Origin of the sequence: Enterobacter chengduensis (assembly GCF_001984825.2) — a bacterium.
GTDB classification, from domain to species: Bacteria; Pseudomonadota; Gammaproteobacteria; order Enterobacterales; family Enterobacteriaceae; genus Enterobacter; species Enterobacter chengduensis.
This window is the reverse complement of sequence record NZ_CP043318.1, coordinates 1651803-1673449: the sequence shown is the minus strand read 5'-3', so window position 1 is coordinate 1673449 and position 21647 is coordinate 1651803. Positions and strand designations below refer to the sequence as shown.

The window sequence follows — 21647 nt, the reverse complement described above, 5'->3', positions numbered from 1 at the left end:
GTTGTAAGTTATAACCGCGAAAAAGCATTGTCCTGACGCGGAGGCGCGACGAAATGACCCGGACCGACCTCGCGCAGCATCACGCGCTCCGCGGCCTCGCCCCGTTTATGAATATTGCCCGGCATTTCATCCTGCAGCAGCACGCGCTGGCCGTGACGATGCGCGGGATCGGCCACCGGGACCGCCGCGATAAGCTTGCGGGTATACGGATGCTGCGGGTTCTCAAACACCGCTCGTCGCGGCCCGATCTCCACGATCTGCCCCATAAACATCACCGCCACGCGATGGCTGATGCGCTCAACCACCGCCATATCGTGCGAGATAAACAGGAAGGCGATCCCCATATCCCGCTGTAAATCCAGTAATAAGTTGATGATCTGCGCGCGGATAGAGACGTCCAGCGCCGAGACGGACTCATCGGCAATCACCACCTTCGGGTTCAGCGCCAGCGCGCGGGCGATGCAGATACGCTGTCGCTGCCCGCCGGAAAACTCGTGCGGATAGCGCCAGGCGTGCTCCGGCTTGAGGCCGACGCGCTCCAGCAGCCAGGCCACGCGACGCTGCGCCGCGTCGCCGTCGAGCAGGTTATGCACCCGCAGCGGCTCCATGATCGAATACCCCACCGTGTGGCGCGGATCGAGGGAGGCATACGGATCCTGAAAAATGAACTGAATATCCCGCCGCACCGCCTGCAGCCTGCTGGCCGGCAGCGTATCAATACGCTCACCGTTAAAGGTAATGCTGCCTTCCTGTGATTCCACCAGCCGGAGCAACGCGCGCCCGGTGGTGGATTTACCGCAGCCGGACTCCCCCACCAGCGCCAGCGTTTCGCCCGGCCAGAGATCGAAACTGACGTTTTCCACCGCGTGCACTTCGCGCTTCACGCGGTTCAGTACGCCGCTGCGCAGCGGAAAACGGGTGACCAGATTGCGCACTTCCAGAATGGGCCTGCCCGGCACCACGGTGTCCTGCTCGCGTTCCTCCTCCTGCACTTCTGATGCCTCGAGAGAAATCAGCGGAAAACGACGCGGCAGGTCGCTGCCGTTCATCGCCCCCAGGCGCGGCACCGCCGCCAGCAGCGCTTTGGTGTAAGGATGTACGGGCGCGTGAAAGATCTGCTCCACCGGGCCGGTTTCTACCGCGCGGCCCTTGTGCATCACCAGCACCCGATCGGCGATATCGGCCACCACGCCCATATCGTGGGTGATGAAGATCACCCCCATCTCCATCTCCTGCTGCAGCACTTTGATGAGCTGCAGGATCTGCGCCTGAATCGTCACGTCCAGCGCCGTCGTCGGTTCATCGGCAATCAGCACCGCTGGACGGCACGAGAGCGCCATGGCAATCATCACCCGCTGGCGCATGCCGCCGGAAAGCTGATGCGGATAGCGCCCCAGAATGGCCTGCGCCTCCGGAATGCGCACCAGCTCCAGCATCCGACGGGCTTCCCTGAGCGCCTCATCGCCGCTCAGCCCCTGATGCAGGCGGATGGACTCGGCGATCTGTTCCCCGACCGCAAACACCGGGTTCAGGGAGGTCATCGGCTCCTGGAAGATCATCGCAATATCCGCCCCGCGAACGCCCTGCATCTGCGAGCCGCTGAGCTCATTTAAATCAATGACATCGCGGCTACGGCGGCGCAGAAGCATTTTCTCGCTGCTGATTTGCCCACCCGTCTGTTCCAGCAGGCGCATCAGCGCCAGCGCGGTGACCGATTTCCCGGAGCCGGACTCGCCAACAATCGCCAGCGTCTCGCCGCGCCTGAGCGTAAACGATAAATTCTCTACTGCGGGGATGAACTGCCGCTCTTCCTGAAACGCAATATTCAGCTGATGGACAGCCAGCACTTCGCGGGTGTCCAGTTCTTCACTGTGCGGCACGCGCGGCCCCTTATTCACGATAAATGCCCGTGCTCGGCTCGTCACCGGCATAACCCCAGGCGCGATACATGCCTTCGCTGTTGAACGGCAGGGCCACGTTGCCCTCACGATCCACCGCAATGAGCCCGCCGACGCCGCCCAGCGCGGGCAGTTTCTCCATCACCACGCGCTCGCAGGCCTCGCTCAGGCTTAATCCGCCGTAATCCATCAGCGCGGTGATGTCGTACGCCGCAAGCGCGCGAATAAACACTTCTCCGGTGCCGGTACACGACACCGCCGCCGTGGCGTTATTGGCGTAGCAGCCCGCGCCCGGCAGCGGGCTGTCGCCGACGCGTCCGGGCAGCTTGTTGGTCATGCCGCCCGTGGAGGTCGCCGCCGCGAGGTTGCCGGCCTTATCGAGCGCCACCGCACCCACCGTGCCCATTTTGGTGGTTTCATCCAGCGGCGCAGCATGGTCAAGCTGCGTCATGCCCGCGGAGCGGGCTTCCAGCAGCTGCTGATAGCGCGCCTCGGTGGAAAACAGATCCGGCGATACCGGTTCCATCCCGTGTTCGAACGCAAACGCCTCCGCCCCGGTGCCCGTGAGCAGCACGTGCGGGCTCGACTCCATCACCAGACGCGCCGCCAGCACCGGATTGCGCAGACGGCTCACGCCCGCCACGGCCCCCGCTTTCAGGGTGACGCCGTCCATCACGCAGGCATCCAGCTCGTGGGTTTCATCCCGGGTAAAGACCGACCCGATCCCCGCGTTAAATAACGGGCACTCCTCCAGCAGGCGCACCGCCTCGGTGACCACATCCAGCGCGCTCTCGCCCGCTTCCAGCATTTTTTGGCCCGTTTCCACAATGGCGTACAGCGCGTCGATATAGCGCTTTTCCTGCTCGGGACCGAGCTGGGCTCGGGCGATCGCCCCGGCGCCACCATGAATTGCGATTACCGCGTTAACCATTCGCATCACCCGTTAGCCTGATTGGCGGCTTTTTCTATAAATATCATTATCGTCGACGAAACTTCAGATGATTTTTGAATATAGAAAGACGCAACTGTGATGTAAAGCGTACACCCATCGGGTCATACAGTTAGCCGCACTTTTCTGCCATAATGGACGCTTTCGTTGTTACTCCGCAGGAGCCCACCATGGATTTTACCGCCGGACTGATGCCGCTTGAGACGGCACTCACGCAGATGCTTGACCGAGTTTCCCCGCTGAATGACGTTGAGACGCTGCCCCTCGTGCGCTGCTTTGGCCGCATTGCCGCACGCGATATCGTCTCTCCGCTTAACGTGCCGGGGTTTGATAATTCCGCGATGGACGGTTACGCGGTGCGCCTGGCGGATCTCCAGACGGGCAATGCCCTGCCGGTGGCCGGTAAAGCCTTTGCCGGCCAGCCGTTTAGCGGTGAATGGCCTGCGGGCACCTGCGTGCGCATCATGACCGGTGCGCCGGTTCCGGCGGGCTGCGATGCTGTGGTGATGCAGGAAGAGACCGAGCAAACCGACGGCGGCGTGCGTTTTACCGCGAGCGTCAAAGCGGGCCAGAACATCCGCCGCACGGGCGAAGACATCACCCTTGGCGCGACGGTCTTTGCCGCCGGGCAGAAGCTGACGGTGGCGGAACTGCCGGTGCTGGCCTCGCTCGGCATCGCGGACGTCGACGTTATCCGAAAAGTGCGCGTCGCCATTTTCTCCACCGGCGACGAGCTGCAGCTTCCCGGCCAGCCGCTGCAGGACGGCCAGATTTACGACACCAACCGCCTGGCAGTCCATCTGATGCTGGAGCAGCTGGGCTGCGAGGTCATTAACCTCGGGATTATTCCAGACGATCCGGAAAAACTGCGCGCGGCGTTTATCGAGGCGGATAAATCCGCCGACGTGGTCATCAGCTCCGGCGGCGTCTCCGTGGGCGAAGCGGATTACACCAAAACCCTGCTTGAAGAGCTGGGCGAAATCGCCTTCTGGAAGCTGGCCATCAAGCCGGGCAAGCCGTTCGCCTTTGGCAAGCTCCCGCACGGCTGGTTCTGCGGCCTGCCGGGTAACCCCGTGTCGGCGGCGCTCACCTTCTACCAGCTGGTGATCCCGCTGCTGGCGAAGCTTTCCGGCAACCGCGCCAGCCCGCTGCCGGAACGCCTGCGCGTGCGTGCCGCCACGCGCCTGAAGAAATCGCCGGGCCGCCTCGATTTCCAGCGCGGCATTCTGGCACGTAGCGCGGACGGACAGCTCGAGGTGAGCACCACCGGGCACCAGGGCTCGCACATTTTCAGCTCCTTCAGCCAGGGCAACTGCTTTATCGTGCTGGAGCGCGAGCGCGGCAACGTGGAGGCGGGCGAATGGGTTGAGGTCGAGCGCTTTAACCACCTGTTCGGAGGCTGACATGACGGTGGAGCTGAGCGACCCGGAGATGATGCGCTACAACCGCCAGATCGTGCTGCGCGGGTTTGATTTCGAGGGCCAGGAGGCGCTCAAGGCGGCCAATGTGCTGGTCGTCGGGCTCGGCGGTCTGGGCTGCGCCGCCGCGCAGTACCTTGCCGCGGCGGGCGTGGGCAGAATGACGCTGCTGGATTTTGATACCGTATCGGTGTCTAACCTGCAGCGCCAGACGCTGCACGGCGATGCGACCATTGGCCAGCCAAAAGTGGAATCCGCCAGGGCCGCGCTGGCGCGCATCAACCCCCACGTTCAGTTCACCCTGATTGACGCAATGCTGGATGACGACGCGCTGTCGGCGCAGATTGCGCAGCACGACCTGGTGCTGGACTGCACCGATAACGTCGCCGTCCGCAACCAGCTCAACGCGGGCTGTTTTGCCCACAAAACCCCGCTGGTTTCCGGCGCGGCAATCCGCATGGAGGGGCAAATCAGCGTCTTCACCTACGCGGAAGGAGAACCCTGCTACCGCTGCCTGAGCCGCCTGTTCGGCGAAAATGCGCTGACCTGCGTTGAGGCGGGCGTGATGGCGCCGCTCGTCGGCGTGATTGGCTCATTGCAGGCAATGGAAGCGATCAAAGTGCTGGCGCACTACGGCACGCCCGCAGCGGGGAAAATCGTGATGTACGACGCGATGACCTGCCAGTTCCGCGAGATGAAGCTGATGCGCAACCCGGGGTGTGAGGTGTGCGGAGGTTAAAGCAAACGACAACCTGAAGGTTGTCGTTTTAGTGTTTGCTCCCTCTCCCTGTGGGAGAGGGTTGGGGTGAGGGCATCAGGCCGCACCCGTCAGATCGACGTCCGTCCAAACGCCCCCTGCCAGTCCTGCTCAAACTTCACTATCGCTGCGTCTACCGCAGGAGAGGTAATGAACTGCTGCGCCACGTCCAGCGGCAGCGTAATGGACTCGCATCCTGCCAGCAGGCAGTCCAGCGCCTGACGCGGGGTTTTAAAGCTCGCCGCCAGCACTTTTGACTGCGGAGCGTGCAGCGTCAGCAGCTGCTGCAGTTCAACCACGGTCTGGATCCCGTCCCCGCCCTGCGCGTCCACGCGGTTCACGTAAGGTGCGACATATTCCGCCCCTGCCAGCGCGGAGAGCATCCCCTGCGCGGCGCCGTACACCGCCGTACCCAGCGTCGGGATCCCTTCAGCCTTCAGCATCTTGATCGCCGCCAGCCCTTCAGCAGTCACCGGCACTTTCACCACCAGATCGTTAATGATGGCGCGCAGCCTGCGCGCGTCTTCCACCATCCCTTCGGCGGTGGTCGCCATCACCTGGGCGAACAGACGGCCTTTACCGCCCAGCGCGTCGTGCAGCGCGGGCAGCAGCTCGTCCAGCGGCGTTTTACCTGCCGCCACGATGCTTGGGTTAGTAGTTACGCCCGCCAGCGGGAAGATACGCGCCAGCTTTTTGACTGCCGCAACGTCAGATGTGTCGAGATAAAGTTCCATGATGTCACCCTCAAAATTAGCCTGCACTTAAGCTATCACAGGAAAACCTGCTCAGGAGTTGACCTGCATCAAGATGACTTTCATTCGAAAGTCATTTAATCTTCGTATGCAAGATGAGAGGCGAAAACATGATCTTCAATATTCAGCGTTACTCTACCCACGATGGCCCCGGTATTCGTACCGTGGTGTTCCTGAAAGGCTGCTCGCTGGGCTGTCGCTGGTGCCAGAACCCCGAAAGCCGCTCCCGCAGCCGGGACGTGCTGTTTGATGCGCGCCTGTGCCTTGACGGCTGCGACCTGTGCCAGCAGGCGGCGCCGGGCTGTATCGAACGCGCGCTGAATAGCCTGGTCATCCACCGCGAAAAGCTGAATGAAGAGACGCTCAATGCCCTCAACGACTGCTGCCCGACGCAGGCGCTCACCGTGTGCGGTGAAGAGAAGCAGGTGGAAGAGATTATGGCAACCGTGCTGCGCGACAAGCCCTTTTACGACCGCAGCGGCGGCGGCATCACGCTTTCCGGCGGCGAGCCGTTTATGAACCCGGATTTGGCCCACGCGCTGTTTAAAGCCAGCCATGAACAGGGGATCCACACCGCCGTTGAAACGTGTCTTCACGTGCCGTGGCACTATATCGAGCCTTCATTACCGTACGTTGACCTGTTCCTCGCCGACCTGAAGCACGTCGATCCTGAGGTGTTCAGGCAGTGGACGGACGGCTCGGCGAAACGGATCCTCGATAATCTCAAACGCCTGGCCGCTGCCGGGAAAAAGATCACCATCCGCGTGCCGCTGATCCAGGGCTTTAACGCTGACGAAGCGTCCATAGCCGCCATGACCAACTTCGCCGCTGACGAGCTCGGCGTCGACGATATTCATTTTCTGCCGTATCACACGCTGGGCATGAACAAATACACCCTGCTCGGCCAACCCTACTCTGCCCCTGACAAACCGCTGGATAACCCTGCCCTGCTGGACTTCGCGCAGCAGTACGCCTGCCAGAAAGGGTTAACCGCGACCTTACGAGGATAAACTTATGACAACCCTGAATCTTAACACCCTCAGCGAGCGCATCAAGGCGTACAAAACCGCGCTGGTTCATATCGTTAAGCCGCCGGTCTGCACCGAGCGCGCGCAGCATTACACCGAAATGTACCAGCAGCACATGGACAAGCCCATCCCGGTGCGTCGCGCCCTGGCGCTGGCGCATCACCTGGCTGAGCGTACCATCTGGATCAAGCACGACGAGCTGATTATCGGTAACCAGGCAAGCGAAGTTCGCGCCGCACCTATCTTCCCGGAATACACCGTCTCCTGGATTGAGAAAGAGATCGACGATCTGGCGGACCGTCCGGGCGCGGGCTTTGCGGTGAGCGAAGAGAACAAGCGCGTCCTGCATGAAATCTGCCCGTGGTGGCGCGGCCAGACGGTGCAGGACCGCTGCTACGGCATGTTCACTGACGAGCAGAAAGGCCTGCTGGAAACCGGCATTATCAAAGCCGAAGGCAACATGACCTCCGGCGACGCGCACCTGGCGGTCAACTTCCCGCTGGTGCTGGAGAAAGGCCTCGACGGCCTGCGCGCCAAAGTGGCCGAGCGCCGCTCGCGCATCAACCTGACGGTGCTGGAAGACCTGCACGGCGACCAGTTCCTGAAGGCGATTGATATCGTGCTGGAGGCGGTGAGTCTGCACATCACGCGCTTTGCCGATCTGGCGCGCGAGATGGCCTCGACCGAAACCCGCGAAAGCCGTCGCGACGAGCTGCTGGCGATGGCGGAAAACTGTGACGTCATCGCCCACGAGCCGCCAAAAACCTTCTGGCAGGCGCTGCAGCTGTGCTATTTCATTCAGCTGATCCTGCAGATTGAGTCCAACGGCCACTCCGTGTCGTTCGCGCGTATGGACCAGTATCTCTATCCGTTCTACCGCCGCGACGTGGAGCTGAACCAGAGCCTGGACCGCGAACACGCCATCGAGCTGCTGCACAGCTGCTGGCTGAAGCTGCTGGAAGTGAACAAGATCCGCTCCGGCTCGCACTCCAAAGCGTCTGCAGGCAGCCCGCTGTACCAGAACGTCACCATCGGCGGCCAGAAGCTGGTCAACGGTGAGCCAATGGACGCGGTCAACCCGCTCTCCTACGCGATTCTGGAATCCTGCGGTCGCCTGCGCTCCACTCAGCCGAACCTGAGCGTGCGTTACCACGCGGGCATGATTAACGACTTCCTCGACGCCTGCGTGCAGGTGATCCGCTGCGGCTTCGGCATGCCGGCGTTCAACAACGACGAAATCGTCATCCCGGAATTCATCAAGCTCGGCGTCGAAAAAGAGGACGCCTACGACTACGCGGCCATCGGCTGCATCGAAACCGCCGTGGGCGGCAAGTGGGGCTATCGCTGCACCGGCATGAGCTTTATCAACTTCGCCCGCGTGATGCTGGCGGCGCTGGAAGGCGGCCGCGACGCCACCAGCGGCAAGGTGTTCCTGCCGCAGGAGAAAGCGCTTTCTGCCGGTAACTTCAATAACTTCGACGAAGTCATGGCGGCGTGGGATAGCCAGATCCGCTACTACACCCGTAAATCCATCGAGATTGAATACGTGGTGGACACCATGCTGGAAGAGAACGTCCACGATATTCTCTGCTCGGCGCTGGTGGACGACTGCATCGAACGCGCGAAAAGCATCAAGCAGGGCGGCGCGAAGTATGACTGGGTCTCCGGCCTGCAGGTGGGTATCGCCAACCTCGGCAACAGCCTGGCGGCGGTGAAGAAGCTGGTGTTTGAACAGGGCGTCATCGGCCAGCAGCAGCTGGCGGCGGCGCTGGCGGATGATTTCGACGGCCTGACCCACGAGCAGCTGCGCCAGCGCCTGATCAACGGCGCGCCGAAGTACGGCAACGACGACGACAGCGTGGATATGCTGCTGACCCGTGCCTATCAGACCTACATTGAAGAGCTGAAGCAGTACCACAACCCGCGCTACGGCCGCGGTCCGATTGGCGGCAACTACTACGCGGGCACGTCGTCCATCTCCGCAAACGTGCCGTTTGGCGCGGCGACGATGGCGACGCCGGACGGTCGTAAGGCGCATACCCCGCTGGCGGAAGGGGCCAGCCCGGCGTCCGGTACCGACCACCTCGGCCCGACGGCGGTGATCGGCTCCGTGGGCAAGCTGCCGACGGAAGCGATTCTGGGCGGCGTGCTGCTGAACCAGAAGCTGAACCCGTCGACGCTGGAGAACGACAGCGATCGCCAGAAGCTGATGGTGCTGCTGCGCACCTTCTTCGAGGTGCATAAAGGCTGGCATATTCAGTACAACATCGTCTCGCGCGAAACGCTGCTGGAAGCGAAGAAACACCCGGACCAGTACCGCGATTTAGTGGTGCGCGTCGCAGGCTACTCGGCGTTCTTCACCGCCCTGTCCCCGGATGCGCAGGACGATATTATCGCCCGTACCGAGCATACGCTGTAACGGTGTATCCCCTAAGGGGAAATGCGCACGCAGATGCCCTCACCCCGGCCCTCTCCCACGGGGAGAGGGAGCAAACACTAAAAACGGCAACGGAGTTGCCGTTTTGCTTTTACTTTCGAATGAAATAAATTTGTGCTCCCCGTCACCTTGTTATTAGAATGTTTCAAACGCAGTGACCCAGGAGCACAGTATGACCGTAAAAGTTATCGTCACCGATATGGACGGAACTTTCCTTGATGATGCCAAGCAGTACGATCGCGACCGCTTCCAGGCACAGTTTGAGCAGCTTAACGCCCGCGGCATTGAATTCGTTGTCGCCAGCGGCAACCAGTATTATCAGCTCATCTCCTTCTTCCCCGAGCTAAAAGATCGCATCTCCTTCGTGGCGGAAAACGGCGCGCTGGTCTTCGATCGCGGCGAACAGATTTTCCACGGCGAGCTGACGCGCCACGAGTCGCAAATCGTCATTGGCGAACTGCTGAAAGACAAAGCGCTGAACTTCGTGGCCTGCGGGCTGGAGAGCGCTTACGTCAGCGATAAAGCCCCGGACGAATTTGTGGCGCTGATGTCCAGGCACTACCACCGCTTAAAGCGCGTCAGCGACTATCACGAGATTGACGATGTGCTGTTCAAATTCTCCCTGAACCTGCCCGACAGCGATATCCCAAACCTGATCGATAAGCTGCACGTCTCTCTGGACGGCATCATGAAGCCGGTCACCAGCGGCTTTGGCTTTGTCGATTTGATCATTCCTGGCCTGCATAAGGCCAACGGCATCAGCCGCCTGCTGAAGCGCTGGGCGCTCTCCCCGCAGCAGTGCGTGGCGATTGGCGACAGCGGCAACGACGCGGAGATGCTGAAGCTGGTGAAATACTCTTTTGCGATGGACAACGCGGCAGAAAGCATCAAGCAGATCGCCCGCTACAGCACCGACGACAACAATCACCAGGGCGCGCTGAACGTCATTCAGGCCGTGCTCGACAGCCATTCCCCGTTCGACGCCTGATTCTCCTCGCCGGAGCCTCGCTCCGGCATCCCCACTCTTTTTCCGTCCTGTGGCTTCCGTCAAGTTTTTAAACTTGCATTAACTTATTTTTAACTTAAAGTATCACTTGTAGACACTTTTACTTTCGAATGAAAGATGCGAGGCAGTTATGACCTTTACCAGTGAAACCTTGCCGGCGGACTACAAAGCGGCAATCCGCCAGCTGAAGCGCGAGCTGCGCGCGCAGATCGGCGACGTGCAGGCGGCGTTCAACAAGCTCAGCGACAGCATTGCCACCCGCGTGGCGGAAATCAACGCCCTTAAGAACAAAGGCGAAACCGTCTGGCCGGAGATCCCGTTTGCGGATGTAAAAAACGGCACCATTACCGCTGGACAGCGCGAAGCCGTTAAGCGTCGCGGCTGCGCGGTGATCAAAGCTCACTTCCCGCGCGAGCAGGCGCTGGCGTGGGATCGGTCAATGCTCGACTACCTCGATCTGAACAAGTTTGACGAGGCGTACAAAGGCCCGGGCGACAATTTCTTTGGCACCCTGACCGCCTCCCGTCCGGAGATTTACCCGATCTACTGGTCGCAGGCGCAAATGCAGGCGCGCCAGAGCGAAGAGATGGCGCAGGTTCAGTCGTTCCTGAACCGTTTATGGACGTTCGAGAGCAACGGTAAAACGTGGTTCAACCCGGACGTCAGCGTGATTTATCCGGACCGTATTCGCCGCCGCCCGCCGGGTACGACCTCGAAAGGGCTGGGCGCGCATACCGATTCCGGCGCGCTGGAGCGCTGGCTGCTCCCGGCCTACCAGCAGGTGTTTGCCCGCGTGTTTGACGGCAACGTCGAGAAATACGATCCGTGGAACGCCGCGCACCGCACCGAGGTGGAAGAGTACACCGTCGATAACACCACCAAATGCTCGGTGTTCCGCACCTTCCAGGGCTGGACGGCGCTGTCGGACATGATCCCCGGCCAGGGTCTGCTGCACGTGGTGCCGATCCCTGAAGCGATGGCCTACATCCTGCTGCGCCCACTGCTGGACGACGTGCCGGAAGACGAGCTCTGCGGCGTGGCGCCGGGCCGCGTGCTGCCGATTTCGGAAAAATGGCACCCGCTGCTCATCGAGGCGCTGACCAGCATTCCGGCGCTCGAGGCGGGCGATTCCGTGTGGTGGCACTGCGATGTGATCCACTCCGTCGCGCCGGTGGACAATCAGCTGGGCTGGGGCAACGTGATGTACATTCCCGCCGCGCCGATGTGCGAGAAAAACCTCGCCTACGCGAAAAAGGTCAAGGAAGCGCTGGAAACCGGCGCGTCGCCGGGAGACTTCCCGCGTGAGGATTATGAAAAAACCTGGCAGGACCGCTTTACCGTGAACGATCTCAATATCCACGGCAAGCGCGCGCTGGGCATGGCCTAACTGTCGTACAGCCCTTCCCGCTCCACGGCGGTGCGTCGTTTCCCCTGACGTATCCGCCGTACCGATTCCCGCACGGTCAGCGTACCATTAAGCAGTAACGTTCCCACCGGCGCGTCCGGGCGCATCAGCCGCTGCTGGAGCATGTATACCGCTTCCGTTCCCAGCTCGTCGCGGGGAACATGCACCGCCGTTAAGGGCACATCCTGAATTGCCGCCAGGTTAAACCCGTCGATGCTCATCACCGACACGTCCTGCGGCACGCGCAGTCCGTGGTTTTGTAAGGCGCTGATGGTGCCCGCCGCCATAAAATCGCCGCCGACCAGGAACGCGGTCGGCAAATCCCTGCCCTGCACTTCGCTAAGCCAGCCGCTGACCGCCTGTTCCGTTTCGCGCGCGCTGAAGCTCGGTACCACCAGCAGATCGCGTTTATCGCTGAACGACAGATTATGGGCGCGCCACGCGTCGCGGATCCCCGCCAGGCGCAGCTCCATGGTGTAACGCCGCAGGCACAGCACGTTCATCACCTCGCGGTGCCCCATCTCAAACAGGTATTCCGCCGCCCGCTCGCCAATGGCGCGGTGATCCGGCGCGACGGCAGGCAGGCGCATGTGCCGGTCGCGGCAGTTAATCAGCATGCAGGGTTTACCCACGTCCACCGCCAGATCGTGGATATGCGGATCGTCAATGCCAAGAAGGATTGCCGCCTGGGTGTCCGACTCGTTCATGCGCGCCAGAAACAGCTGCGCGTCGCTGTCGTTCTCCTCCAGCGCGCAGTAGCGCAGGCGCACGTCGTGGGACGCCAGGCCCTTACTCACGCTCTGGATCACGCGGTAGTAAAAGATGTCGGACCGCTCGTCAAACGCCCGCTGCGGGGCAAAAACCACCAGGCTATTAAGCAGCAGGCGCCCTGCCGCCATACCCTCCATCACCCCCAGCTCCCGCGCGCACGCCAGCACCTTTGCGCGCGCTTTTTCACTGGTGTTCGCTTTGCCCGCCAGCACGCGGGAAACGGTACTGATAGAGAGCTGCGTACGGGCCGCGATTTCGGTGATTTTTAGCCTTTTGTCCATTTTGTGATCTGGCTCCATTTGCGAAATGAAAAAATTTTCATAGCGTATCTGTCAGGTAATAACGGGCATAACGGCCATCATGCCAGAGGGTTTACGCCCGTTATGAGAAACTTTGCACAAAATCCACTATTGCCCGCTCATTTTCTCCCTTAAGGTGAACTTGTCACACAACTTCCATACTAGTTGTATACCAACTTAGGTTTTTTAAACGGATAGAAATCAAAGGCATAAAAATCCGTGTGACACCTGAACCTCCGTCCCCTTACCGTCCGTCTTGTGGAGAGTAAAATGAGTCAGGACATCAATAACACCGTAGCGACAAGCAAAACCCGTCGCGTCATCAAGAACCTGCGCTGGTACGTACTGGTGCTGTTCCTGCTTGGCGTCACCGTTAACTACATCACCCGAAACTCGCTCGGGATCCTCGCCCCGGAACTGAAAGAGAGCCTCGGGATCACCACCGAGCAGTACTCCTGGATTGTCGGCGCATTCCAGATCGCCTACACCATTTTCCAGCCCCTGTGCGGCTGGCTGATTGACGTCATCGGCCTGAAGATTGGCTTTATGGTCTGCGCCGGGATCTGGGCGCTGATGTGTATCTTCCACGCGGGGGCCGGAAGCTGGCTGCACCTCGCTATTCTGCGCTTCTTTATGGGGGCGTCCGAAGCCGCCGCGACCCCGGCGAACGCCAAAACCATCGGCGAATGGTTCCCGAAATCCGAGCGTCCCGTTGCCGCCGGCTGGGCGGGCGTGGGCTTCTCCATCGGCGCGATGCTGGCCCCGCCTATCATCTACTTCGCGCATGCGTCGTTCGGCTGGCAGGGCGCGTTTATGTTTACCGGCGTGCTGGCGCTGGTGTGGGTGATCCTCTGGTGGGCGTTCTACCATAACCCGGAGCAGCACCCGAACCTGAGCAAGGACGAGCTGGCGTTTATCAAGCAGGACAACGAACCCCCTGCGGTGAAGCTGCCCTTCCTGACCGCGCTGAAAACCGTCTCGAAAAACAAACGTTTCTACGGCATCGCCATCCCGGCTTTTATGGCGGAACCGGCCTGGGCGGTGCTGAGCTTCTGGGTGCCGCTGTACCTTGCCAAAGAGCACGGTATGGACCTCAAGCAGATTGCGATGTTTGCCTGGCTGCCGTTCCTCGCCGCCGACCTCGGGAGCGTGGCGAGCGGCTACCTGACGCGTCTGTACACCCGTCTGTTCGGCTGCTCGCGCGTTAACTCGGTCGTTGCCAGCTCCGTGACGGGCGCATTCCTGATGATCTCGCTGGCCATCGTGGCCATTACCCGCGACCCGTATATCACCATCGTGCTGATCTCCATCGGCGGCTTCGGGCACCAGATCATCTCCTGCATGCTGAGCGCCCTGGTCGTGGAGTCGTTTGATAAGGGCCAGATGGCGACCGTCAACGGCATGCGCGGCTCGGCGGCGTGGATCGCCAGCTTCCTGTTCTCGCTGTTAATCGGCGTGACCGCCGACAAAATCGGCTTTAACCCGCTCTTTATTGCCATGGGCTTCTTTGACCTGATTGGCGCCGTCTTCCTGGTAGCATTTATTGCTGAACGTCGCGCCAAGCGCGCCTGATAGTGGATGTATTGCATATGAAAACCCTGAAAAACTGGACCCTTGAAACGCAGTCGGCAAACCATCTGGAACTGCTGGTGGATAACCAGCACCGCCTGTGCCTGTATGTGCTGGAAGAGAACCTGTTCCGCGTGCTGATCAAACGCAAAGGTGAGCTGGCGCTGGACCGCACCTGGAGCATCGCGCCGGAAAAAGACGTGCCGTGGGAAGGCCGCCGTCGTGACGATATAAGCGGTTTCTCCTGCCCGGCCTGGACCCTGACGCAACAGGATGAGACGCTCACCGTGGCAACCGAACAGCTGCGCGTGACGGTCCACCAGCCGCTGTGGCTGGAGTGGCACTACCGCAATGAGGCGGGCGACTGGCAGCCGCTGGTCAACGACCGCCCCACCAGCGCCTACCTGCTGAACGCCCACGGCGACGGCGCGGCGCACTACCTCAGCCGCCGCAAGGACGAGCGTTTCTATGGCCTTGGTGAAAAGGCGGGCGATCTGCAGCGCAACGGCAAGCGCTATGAGATGCGTAACCTCGACGCGATGGGCTACAACGCGGCCAGCACCGACCCGCTCTACAAGCACATCCCGTTCACTATCGCCCGCCGCGATGACGTCAGCTACGGCCTGTTCTACGACAACCTGAGCAGCTGCTGGCTGGATCTGGGCAACGAGATCGACAACTACCACACCGCCTACCGCCGCTGGCAGGCGGAAGCGGGCGATATCGACTATTACCTCTTTACCGGCAAGCGCGTGCTGGACGTCACCAAATCCTTCGTGCGCCTGACCGGGAAAACGCTGTTCGGACCGAAGTGGAGCCTGGGCTACAGCGGCTCGACCATGCACTACACCGACGCGCCGGACGCGCAAAACCAGCTGATGAACTTCATCCGCCTGTGCCAAGAGCACGCCATTCCGTGCGACTCGTTCCAGCTCTCCTCCGGCTATACCTCCATCAACGGCAAGCGCTACGTCTTCAACTGGAACTACGACAAGGTGCCGCAGCCGAAGGTGATGAGCCAGGCGTTCCACGACGCGGGATTGAAGCTGGCGGCAAACATCAAGCCGTGCCTGCTGCAGGACCATCCGCGCTATAACGAAGTGGCGGAGAGCGGCCTGTTCATTCGCGATTCAGAAACCGATGCACCGGAGCGTTCCAGCTTCTGGGATGACGAAGGCTCGCACCTCGACTTTACCAACCCGCAGACGGTGCGGTGGTGGCAGGAAGGCGTGACCACGCAGCTGCTGGAGATGGGCATCGACTCGACCTGGAACGACAACAACGAATACGAAGTGTGGGACGGGGAAGCGCGCTGCTTCGGCTTCGGCAGGGAGATCGCCATCAAGCACATTCGCCCGGTGATGCCGCTGCTGATGATGCGCGCCTCGCTGGAAGCGCAGCAGCGCTTTGCGCCGGAGAAACGTCCGTATCTTATCTCCCGCTCCGGCTGTGCCGGGATGCAGCGCTACGTCCAGACCTGGAGCGGCGATAACCGCACCAGCTGGGATACCCTGCGCTATAACATCCGTATGGGGCTGGGCATGAGCCTCTCCGGGCTGTTCAACGTCGGCCACGACGTCGGCGGTTTCTCCGGCGACAAGCCGGACGCCGAGCTGTTCGTGCGCTGGGTGCAGAACGGCGTGATGCACCCGCGCTTTACCATTCACTCGTGGAACGATGACCACACGGTGAACGAGCCGTGGATGTACCCGGGCGTCACGCCAGCCATTCGCGGCGCGATTGAGCTGCGCTACCGTCTGCTGCCCTATCTCTACACCCTGCTCTGGCAGGCGCACGCCGACGACGAACCGATGCTGCGCCCGACCTTCCTCGACCACGAGCATGATGCGCAGACGTTTGAGGAGTGCGATGACTTCCTGCTGGGCCGCGACCTGCTGGTGGCCAGCGTCGTCGAAGCCGGGCAGCGCGAGCGCCGCGTCTGGCTGCCGGATAACGACACCGGCTGGTATGATTTTTACACCCACGAATGGTATGCGGGCGGGCAGTCGATCGTCCTCAACGCGCCGCTGGAAAAGCTGCCGCTGCTGGTGCGCGCCGGTGCCGGTCTGCCGATGAGCGAACGCATTACGCATGTGAGTGCCGAAAAAGATACTACCCGTGAGCTGAAGCTGTTCCCGGTGAAGGGCGTCGGGACAACCTCAGGCATCCTGTTTGAAGACGACGGCGAAAGCTGGGGCTACCAGACCGGCAACGCGCTGTGGGTGGAATGGGAAATGATGTGCGATGGCGCGACCATCAACCTGAAGGTTAACGCGCGCGGAGACTATCGTCCGGCGTGGAAGGCGCTGAAGGTGTCGCTGCCTGTAGGGGAAAAACGTACGCTGCTGGTAAACGGGGTTGAAGGGGGCGAGTGGGTGATCTAGTGCGGCCTGATGCCCTCACCCTAACCCTCTCCCACAGGGAGAGGGAATGGAACGTAGGCCGGGTAAGGCGAAGCCGCCACCCGGCTTTTTTTAGTTTTCGATACCTTTACTGCGCAGGTAATCTTCATAGTTACCGGTGAAGTCCACCACGCGCTCTGGCGTAATTTCAATCACGCGGGTCGCCAGCGAGCTGACGAACTCACGGTCGTGAGAGACGAAGATCAGGGTGCCCTGATACATCTCCAGCGCCATGTTCAGCGATTCGATCGATTCCATATCCAGGTGGTTAGTCGGTTCGTCCATCACCAGGATGTTGGGTTTTTCCATCATCAGCTTGCCGAACAGCATGCGGCCTTTTTCACCACCGGAGAGCACTTTTGCCGGCTTTTTGATGTCGTCCTGGCTGAACAGCAGACGGCCCAGAATGCTGCGCACCGCCTGCTCGTCGTCGCCTTCCTGCTTCCACTGGCTCATCCAGTCGAAGACGGTCAGGTCGTTTTCAAACTCGTACTCATGGTCCTGCGCGTAATAGCCAATCTGCGCGTTTTCGGACCACTTCACGGTGCCGTTGTCCGGCTGCAGTTCGCCGACCAGGGTTTTCAGCATAGTAGATTTACCCACGCCGTTGGCGCCCAGAATGGCAATCTTCTCGCCCACTTCCAGCAGCAGGTTGAAGTTTTTAAACAGCGGGCCTTCATCGAAGCCTTTGGTAAGGGCTTCCACTTCCAGCGCGTTACGAAACAGCTTCTTGTCCTGCTCGAAGCGGATGAACGGGTTCTGACGGCTGGAGGCTTTAACCTCTTCCAGCTTGATTTTGTCAATCTGACGTGCACGCGAGGTCGCCTGACGCGACTTAGAGGCGTTGGCGCTGAAGCGGCTAACGAAGGACTGCAGGTCCGCAATCTGCGCTTTCTTCTTGGCGTTATCCGCCAGCAGACGCTCGCGCGCCTGGGTGGCCGCCGTCATGTATTCGTCGTAGTTACCCGGATAGACGCGCAGCTCGCCGTAGTCCAGATCCGCCATGTGCGTACAGACCATGTTCAGGAAGTGACGGTCGTGCGAGATGATGATCATGGTGCTGTCGCGGTCGTTCAGCGTCTGCTCCAGCCAGCGGATGGTGTCGATGTCCAGGTTGTTCGTCGGTTCGTCGAGCAGCAGGATGTCCGGGTTAGAGAACAGCGCCTGTGCCAGCAGCACGCGCAGCTTCCAGCCTGGCGCAACTTCGCTCATCGGGCCGTAATGCTGTTCCACAGGAATGCCCACGCCCAGCAGCAGCTCGCCCGCACGCGCTTCCGCCGAGTAGCCGTCCATCTCGCCGTACTGCGTTTCCAGATCGGCCACCTTGTAGCCGTCTTCTTCGCTCATTTCGGCCAGGGCGTAGATGCGATCGCGCTCCTGCTTCACTTCCCACAGCTCCGCGTGCCCCATGATCACGGTGTCCAGCACGGTGAACTCTTCGAAGGCGAACTGATCCTGACGCAGCTTACCGATGCGCTCGTTAGGGTCGAGCGATACGTTGCCGAGCGTCGGCTCCAGGTCACCGCCGAGGATCTTCATAAAGGTGGATTTTCCGCTACCGTTGGCACCAATCAGGCCGTAACGGTTGCCGCCGCCAAATTTGACGGAAATGTTTTCGAACAGCGGCTTACTGCCAAACTGCATAGTGACGTTGCTGGTAACTAACACGGGGAGATTCCTGCGAAAAGTGTGATAAACACGGCATTATGCCACAATTCCGAATTGAGATCCCGTGTTGCGGCAATCCACTAAACTTTAACAAAATCGAAAAAAATGTGATTTCGTACACATCTGAATTCCCAGTGAGCGGGAATGCACATATAATGCGCTCCCATCACAGATTCAGACTTATCAACTCATCGCCAGAATGGCTTAGATACCTCGCACAACATGAACATGAAATTAACAACGCTTTTTGCGGCGGCGTTAGCCGTAGTAGGTTTTTGTAAGACCGCGTCTGCGGTGACGTATCCCCTGCCAACAGACGGTAGCCGTCTGGTGGGTCAAAACCAGGTGGTGACGGTTCCTGAAGGTAACTCTCAGCCGCTGGAGTACTTCGCGGCGCAGTACCAGCTGGGCCTGTCTAACATGCTGGAAGCGAACCCGGGCGTTGACCCGTATCTGCCAAAAGCGGGTACCGTGCTGAATATCCCTCAGCAGCTGATCCTGCCGGATACCGTTCACGAAGGTATCGTAATTAACAGCGCCGAAATGCGTCTGTATTACTACCCGAAAGGCACCAACACCGTGATCGTGCTGCCAATCGGTATCGGCCAGCTGGGTAAAGACACCCCAATGAACTGGACCACCAAAGTTGAGCGTAAGAAAGCGGGCCCAACCTGGACGCCGACCGCCAAAATGCACGCGGAATACATCGCTGCGGGCGAACCGCTGCCGGCCGTTGTGCCAGCGGGCCCGGATAACCCGATGGGCCTGTACGCGCTGTACATTGGTCGTCTGTACGCTATTCACGGCACCAACGCCAACTTCGGTATCGGCCTGCGCGTGAGCCACGGCTGCGTGCGTCTGCGTAACGACGACATCAAGTTCCTGTTCGAAAACGTACCGGTCGGTACGCGCGTGCAGTTCATCAACGAACCGGTGAAAGCGACCTCTGAGCCAGACGGCAGCCGCTACATCGAAGTGCACAACCCGCTGTCCACCAGCGAAGACCAGATCAACAACAACGAAGTTGTTCCTGTGACGCTGAACAGCGCGGTGCAGGCGGTGACCTCTCAGCCAGACGTGGAAACGACCATTGTTGACCAGGCCGTGCAGAACCGCTCCGGTATGCCGGTGCGCTTGAACTAATCACGCGCATTAAAAAAGCGGGCGTCGATGCCCGCTTTTTTTTACCCGTTATTCACGATCACGATCCCGCCGTGGTCGTATCGATAGTGGCAGTGGGCATACTCCAGCGGCGTACCGTCCTCGAGATAAATCACCTGCTCCACTTCCAGTACGGGATCGGTTTCCTCACAGACCAGATGTTCCCTGTCCAGCGCATTAGGCTTGAGCGCCCTCACCACCCGGTACGATCCCATAATTTTCAGCCCCAGCGTCTCCTGCACGTACTGGAACACAGATCCTTCAAGATGAGTTTTCGTCAGGCCCGGCACCAGATTCATCGGCATCACGGTGGAATCCAGCGACATCGGTTCGCCGTTCAGCAAGCGCAGTCGAATGAAGTCATAGACAGGCGCATCGGCGTTTACCATCAGCGAAGCCTGCTCCTTTTCGTTCGGGAAGCGCAGCTCGAAATGCACCACCCGACTCGTGACCGTGCCCAGATGTTCCCATGTTTTGGTGGCGCCAAAATAGTCGCTGCCGGAGAGATCCCACTGGGAAAGCTGAAGGAAGTTTTTGCGGATGAACGTGCCCTGCCCCTGGCGGGTATAGACCAGCCCTTCGACGATCAGCTGGCGCATCGCCTGCTGGATGGTCATCCGGCTGGTGCTGAACTCCGCCGCCAGCGCAAACTGGTCCGGCAGCGGTTCGTTGGCGGCGTACTGCTGGCTGATAATGCGTTTCTTGATTTCCCGCGCTATGGTGATGTACTTCGCCGCCATCGTCCTTCCTTTCTGTTAGTTTTCTATCCCGCTGTTTTTCAAGGCCACTCGCTCGGCAATTTTGAGGAAAGGCAGGTAGAAGAATACACCAAATACGATGATTGCCAACTGCACCACCACCGCCCGCCAGTCCCCTGCCGTGGCCAGCCAGGCGCTGAGAATCGGCGGCGTGGTCCACGGGATCATCACCACGCAGCGCGACATTAACCCCAGCGTGGTGCAGAGCCAGGCGAAGTAGATGCCTATAGCGGGCAGCAGCACGAACGGGATCATCAGCGGCAGGTTAAACACGATCGGCAGGCCAAAAATCACCGGCTCGTTGATGTTGAATAATCCGGGCGCCAGCGACAGGCGCGCCACCTGCTTCGCCGATTTTTGCCGGGAGAAGATAAAGATGGCGATCAGCAGCGAGATCGTGCTGCCCGTTCCGCCCACCATGCCAAAGGTCGGCACGAAGATGTTGTTGATGATGTGCGGGATGGGCTGGCCGTTGGCGAAGGCCAGCATGTTCTCGTTGGTGTTGATCAGCAGGAACGGCTCCAGCACCACGCTGTTGACCACCGACTGGTGAATCCCGAGCGTGAACAGGAAGTTACCGAAGCTGTAGATGAAAATCGTCCCCGGCAGGCTGGTGTTGATCAGCCGCAGCGGCTGCTGGATAAAGGTGGTAATGAGATGGATCAGATCCGTGTGCAGCACGTTTGCCAGTATCGCCGCCAGCACCGCGAACAGGGAGAGCGTGAGGATGGTCGGGATCAGCGCGGTGAAGGATTTGCTCACCGCCGGGGGCACGTTTTCCCCAAGCGAAATGTGCAGCGCCTTCAGGCGCGAGATGGCGATAAAGACCTCCGTTGAGAGCAGCCCGATCAGCACCCCGGCGAATATCCCGGTCGAGCCGATGTTGGCGAAGGTCAGCACCTGGGTCACGCTGACCGCAGCCTCGCTGCCGACGGGCGTAATCTGCAGGCGCATCGGCATCATGATGATGAAGCTGCTCACGGCGATAACCACTGCCGAGACCGGATTGTCGAAATCTTTGTTGCGCGCCAGCGACCAGGCGATCATCGGCGCCAGCAGCAGCGCGGCGATGTTCAGCGTGCCGTTGATAATCGCCTCGCCCCACACTTTGAAGTGTGCCAGCGCATCGCCGTGAAAAATCCACGGAAACACCACGTTGTTCACCAGCACCGCCAGGCCGGCGAGGATGAAAATGGGCATCACCGTGGCGAAGGCGTCGCGCAGGGAGCGCAGGTGCACCTGGTTTGCCAGGCGCGCCGAGAACTCGACAAATTTATCGACAAAGGACTGCATATGCGGTGTGATTTTTGTTTCAGACATAGCGGAGAGTTCCCATCAATCAGTCACAAAAACGGCCCGGCAGCGTACG

At 60.3% G+C, this 21647-nt stretch carries 16 protein-coding genes; 9 read left to right on the top strand and 7 right to left on the bottom strand.

What is annotated here, in order from left to right:
* Positions 1-8: 8 nt before the first annotated feature.
* Both gsiA and iaaA read right to left on the bottom strand, forming a co-directional pair.
* The gene (gene gsiA, locus FY206_RS08250; protein WP_032642509.1) at positions 9-1880 is read right to left on the bottom strand and encodes a glutathione ABC transporter ATP-binding protein GsiA; all 1872 of its coding nucleotides are present in this window, start codon (positions 1878-1880) and stop codon (positions 9-11) included.
* 10 nt (positions 1881-1890) lie between these two features.
* The gene (iaaA, locus tag FY206_RS08245) at positions 1891-2829 is read right to left on the bottom strand and encodes a beta-aspartyl-peptidase (protein ID WP_032642507.1); all 939 of its coding nucleotides are present in this window, start codon (positions 2827-2829) and stop codon (positions 1891-1893) included.
* A 188-nt stretch (positions 2830-3017) separates the two neighbouring features.
* Here iaaA and moeA point away from each other — a divergent pair, with 188 nt between their 5' ends.
* Together moeA and moeB are read left to right on the top strand one after the other, a co-directional pair.
* Positions 3018-4250, top strand: coding sequence for a molybdopterin molybdotransferase MoeA (moeA, locus tag FY206_RS08240; RefSeq protein ID WP_077064066.1), 1233 nt, complete (start codon positions 3018-3020; stop codon positions 4248-4250).
* A gap of 1 nt (position 4251) precedes the next feature.
* A complete protein-coding gene (moeB, locus tag FY206_RS08235) occupies positions 4252-5004 on the top strand; it encodes a molybdopterin-synthase adenylyltransferase MoeB (protein ID WP_032639104.1) in 753 nt (250 codons plus the stop codon).
* Between the two features lie 89 nt (positions 5005-5093).
* Here moeB and fsa read toward each other — a convergent pair whose 3' ends face one another.
* A complete protein-coding gene (fsa, locus tag FY206_RS08230) occupies positions 5094-5756 on the bottom strand; it encodes a fructose-6-phosphate aldolase (RefSeq protein WP_032639081.1) in 663 nt (220 codons plus the stop codon).
* A gap of 128 nt (positions 5757-5884) precedes the next feature.
* On the opposite strand from fsa, the gene FY206_RS08225 reads away from it, so the two are divergent.
* From FY206_RS08225 to FY206_RS08210, 4 genes are all read left to right on the top strand, one after another.
* On the top strand, positions 5885-6784 hold the full coding sequence (locus FY206_RS08225; RefSeq protein ID WP_032639096.1) for a glycyl-radical enzyme activating protein: 900 nt from the start codon (positions 5885-5887) through the stop codon (positions 6782-6784).
* A gap of 4 nt (positions 6785-6788) precedes the next feature.
* On the top strand, positions 6789-9221 hold the full coding sequence (locus FY206_RS08220) for a formate C-acetyltransferase/glycerol dehydratase family glycyl radical enzyme (RefSeq protein WP_077064068.1): 2433 nt from the start codon (positions 6789-6791) through the stop codon (positions 9219-9221).
* Between the two features lie 190 nt (positions 9222-9411).
* A complete protein-coding gene (locus FY206_RS08215; RefSeq protein WP_032639091.1) occupies positions 9412-10227 on the top strand; it encodes a Cof-type HAD-IIB family hydrolase in 816 nt (271 codons plus the stop codon).
* Between the two features lie 148 nt (positions 10228-10375).
* Positions 10376-11632 (top strand): DUF1479 domain-containing protein, encoded by a 1257-nt coding sequence (locus tag FY206_RS08210; protein WP_032639088.1) that lies wholly within the window; start codon positions 10376-10378, stop codon positions 11630-11632.
* Here the strand turns inward: FY206_RS08210 and FY206_RS08205 are convergent.
* Positions 11629-12702 (bottom strand): LacI family DNA-binding transcriptional regulator, encoded by a 1074-nt coding sequence (locus tag FY206_RS08205; RefSeq protein ID WP_032639086.1) that lies wholly within the window; start codon positions 12700-12702, stop codon positions 11629-11631. The genes FY206_RS08210 and FY206_RS08205 overlap by 4 nt on opposite strands.
* A gap of 288 nt (positions 12703-12990) precedes the next feature.
* Here FY206_RS08205 and FY206_RS08200 point away from each other — a divergent pair, with 288 nt between their 5' ends.
* On the top strand, positions 12991-14292 hold the full coding sequence (locus FY206_RS08200) for an MFS transporter (RefSeq protein ID WP_032639084.1): 1302 nt from the start codon (positions 12991-12993) through the stop codon (positions 14290-14292).
* A gap of 17 nt (positions 14293-14309) precedes the next feature.
* Positions 14310-16673, top strand: coding sequence for a glycoside hydrolase family 31 protein (locus tag FY206_RS08195; protein ID WP_032639082.1), 2364 nt, complete (start codon positions 14310-14312; stop codon positions 16671-16673).
* A 90-nt stretch (positions 16674-16763) separates the two neighbouring features.
* Here the strand turns inward: FY206_RS08195 and FY206_RS08190 are convergent, their stop codons facing one another.
* Complete coding sequence (locus FY206_RS08190) at positions 16764-18359, bottom strand: ABC-F family ATPase (protein WP_024908697.1); 1596 nt, start codon at positions 18357-18359, stop codon at positions 16764-16766.
* 222 nt (positions 18360-18581) lie between these two features.
* Here FY206_RS08190 and ldtB point away from each other — a divergent pair, with 222 nt between their 5' ends.
* Positions 18582-19502 carry a L,D-transpeptidase gene (gene ldtB / locus FY206_RS08185; RefSeq protein WP_032639080.1) on the top strand — a complete coding sequence of 307 codons (921 nt, stop codon included), beginning with the start codon at positions 18582-18584 and terminating at the stop codon, positions 19500-19502.
* Positions 19503-19543: 41 nt separating this feature from the next.
* Here ldtB and FY206_RS08180 read toward each other — a convergent pair whose 3' ends face one another.
* Together FY206_RS08180 and FY206_RS08175 are read right to left on the bottom strand one after the other, a co-directional pair.
* Complete coding sequence (locus tag FY206_RS08180; RefSeq protein ID WP_032639078.1) at positions 19544-20260, bottom strand: GntR family transcriptional regulator; 717 nt, start codon at positions 20258-20260, stop codon at positions 19544-19546.
* A gap of 15 nt (positions 20261-20275) precedes the next feature.
* Positions 20276-21598 (bottom strand): PTS sugar transporter subunit IIC, encoded by a 1323-nt coding sequence (locus FY206_RS08175; RefSeq protein WP_032639077.1) that lies wholly within the window; start codon positions 21596-21598, stop codon positions 20276-20278.
* Positions 21599-21647 lie beyond the last annotated feature (49 nt).